This window comes from Capnocytophaga felis (genome assembly GCF_009684755.1).
GTDB lineage: Bacteria > Bacteroidota > Bacteroidia > Flavobacteriales > Flavobacteriaceae > Capnocytophaga > Capnocytophaga felis.
The window spans coordinates 1-2,323 of the sequence record NZ_BLBC01000036.1 but is presented as its reverse complement, the minus strand read 5'-3'; the positions used below and the strand labels follow the sequence as shown (position 1 = coordinate 2,323).

General features: G+C 31.7%; 3 protein-coding genes. All 3 read left to right on the top strand.

Annotation, left to right across the window (positions count from 1 at the left end; genetic code table 11):
* Nucleotides 1–205: 205 nt before the first annotated feature.
* The 3 genes from GN105_RS12790 (at nt 206) to GN105_RS12780 (ending at nt 2,188) form a co-directional block, all read left to right on the top strand.
* Nucleotides 206–475: a hypothetical protein gene (locus GN105_RS12790; RefSeq protein ID WP_155285776.1), complete on the top strand. Its 270-nt coding sequence runs from the start codon at nt 206–208 to the stop codon at nt 473–475.
* 64 nt (nt 476–539) lie between these two features.
* The gene (locus GN105_RS12785) at nt 540–1,508 is read left to right on the top strand and encodes a hypothetical protein (RefSeq protein WP_155285775.1); all 969 of its coding nucleotides are present in this window, start codon (nt 540–542) and stop codon (nt 1,506–1,508) included.
* Between the two features lie 2 nt (nt 1,509–1,510).
* Nucleotides 1,511–2,188, top strand: a complete 678-nt coding sequence (locus tag GN105_RS12780) for a hypothetical protein (protein ID WP_155285774.1) — start codon at nt 1,511–1,513, stop codon at nt 2,186–2,188.
* The last annotated feature ends 135 nt before the right edge of the window (nt 2,189–2,323 follow it).

Here is a 2,323-nt window from a genome sequence, read left to right as displayed (position 1 = left end):
TGGGTGGACACTGGCTTTGAAAAAAAATAATTAACAAGCTTATAAATAATAATTAACAATTATAAATGTCATTTGCTCTGCTATTGCCCCTTTAAAAGGGCAGCTCGTAGAACGGGGATGTAAAAAATAAAACCAGATAATAAAAAAAGGCGATAACCCGAAAAGCCTGTAATAGAGTAGAGAAATGAATAAGATAACCGACTAAATGGATATTTTAAAAGAATTATTGACTAATGTATTAGCCATATTTGCAGGAATAGTGATTCTTGTAGTGGCGTTATTGGCAGGAGTTTTAACCTATAAATTTTGGGATAAATATTATTATTCAATGATTTCTCGCAGAGAAAGATACCGAACCAGCGATTGGGATTTGGGCATCGGTAAAATCACTAAAATACTCGCTGCTCTTATTGTGATAGTGGGGTTTATCCTTTATATGGGTTATATGTTAATTAAAGAATACATTTTAAGTTAAGAAGAACAAAGGTGTAATCCGAAAAGCTATAATAGAGTAGGAGTAATTTAATTTTTTAAGAAAAATGAGATATTTAAATGAGAAAAAAAGTCGTTATAACGATGAAATTAAAATTAGTGTATGGTGGTACATTATAACCGCTGCTTTTGTGGGTTGGTGTGTTTATGACAAAGCTGGTAAAACGTCTTTTGCATTTGCTTTTTTAATGGTTTGTGCGTTACTAATCAGATTAGCTGTGTATGGACTTAAACTACTAAAAGCAAAATACAAGCGTACAAGTTTGAAAAAAAGTTTAAACGATGTAAGCGATAAACACATAGCATACCGAGATTTGAACAATTTCGTTTATTATTGTGTGTCAAAAAAACAATTAGTAAATGAAGCACCATTTGTAAGAGAAAAGTTAAAAGAAATCATTTCGCAAGACTCTTTCATTGTGGATTTAGAAATAAGAGAAGCTGTTAGAATAATGGCATTTTATAAAGACGCAGAAATTGACGATGCTTTTTTAGATGTTTATGATTTGATTATTTTTAGAAGTGAACAAGGATTTAAACATTTTAGCTATTCAAATTATGATGTTGCTTATGCTTTAAGTAGTAATTTGATTTATCTGCATAATAAACATCCTTTTATCAATCCAAAAATAACAGAATTGGAGCAAAAATTTGAACAAAGAATAAATCAAATGATAGGGGAGTATAATGTGGAATATCCTTATGGAGATAAACCTTGTTATGCTGATTTCAAGGTAGGTGTAGTTAATAAAAGAACTAGTGGAGGAGCTATTTATTACGATGAGCAAAATGCGATAGATACAACCCTTTATATTTTTGATGATATTATAGAAATTCATAACCTACACGGAATAAAGAAGATGAATATCAAAAATATTGTAAAAATAGAAGAAAACAAATATAGTACACCGACAATTCTTTTCCCTTCAACAGGAGGTACAATGAATTTGAAATTTGAAAGTGATACACAAGAATGGTACTTTATACAATTAATAAATATGTTGAAAAGCAAGTAATTATGACCACATCAGAAAAATACACCCAATGGGTAGAGAAAGTAATTCCGTTTTTAGAGAAAACAGGAAAAGAATTAAATCGTTGTTGCAGTGTTATGCAGTCCAAACCCGTGTTAGACAAACAACCTCAAGTGCTGTTTTTGGGTTACAATGCTCAAGAAGATTATGGTTTTTTGCCTATTGATAAAACTCGCTTTTTTGAAGGAAATCCGTCTTTTTACACCGAAGAGCGTTACACCAAATGGCGTATTTGGCAACGTTTGTACGGAGCTTTTAAATGGGCAGAACATTTAGACCCCGTTACCGATGGCAATTTTATTTTTATGAATGCGGTTTATTTCGGCACGAAAAACATCAACCAACTTAAAAATATTGAGCAAAGTAAAGAAGTGGTAAATCAATGTCTGGATTTCACTGCGGAAGTGATTCAAGATATTTTCAAACCGAAAAGCATTGTTTGTTTTTCCATTTCCGAGTGTTTTAATCCATTGAAAAAGAAATTTCACTTCACCGAAGAAGAAATCATCACGCCCCAAATGGTAAACGGAGCTTTGGCAGGTATCAAAATAAACAAAGCCTACTGGAATGGGATACCTATTTACGGCATTCCGCACCCATCTGGTCGTTTAAATAATGACGATATGGGAGCAATTGCATTGTTTTTGAAAAAGGAGTTATAAAAACCCTCAAAAACCCTCATTTTCTATTTATTTGATATTTAAAGTATTAAAAACAATATTCAAAAATTTCTCAAAAAAACTTGGTAAAAAGTTTGGAGATTAGATAAAAAGGTTTACTTTTGCACCCGCTTTCGG

Excerpts from the sequence above, each read along its gene's own strand:
- GN105_RS12790 (WP_155285776.1), top strand. The coding sequence starts at position 206 with ATGGATATTTTAAAAGAATTATTGACTAATGTATTAGCCATATTTGCA.
- GN105_RS12785 (WP_155285775.1), top strand. The coding sequence starts at position 540 with ATGAGATATTTAAATGAGAAAAAAAGTCGTTATAACGATGAAATTAAA.
- GN105_RS12780 (WP_155285774.1), top strand. The coding sequence starts at position 1,511 with ATGACCACATCAGAAAAATACACCCAATGGGTAGAGAAAGTAATTCCG.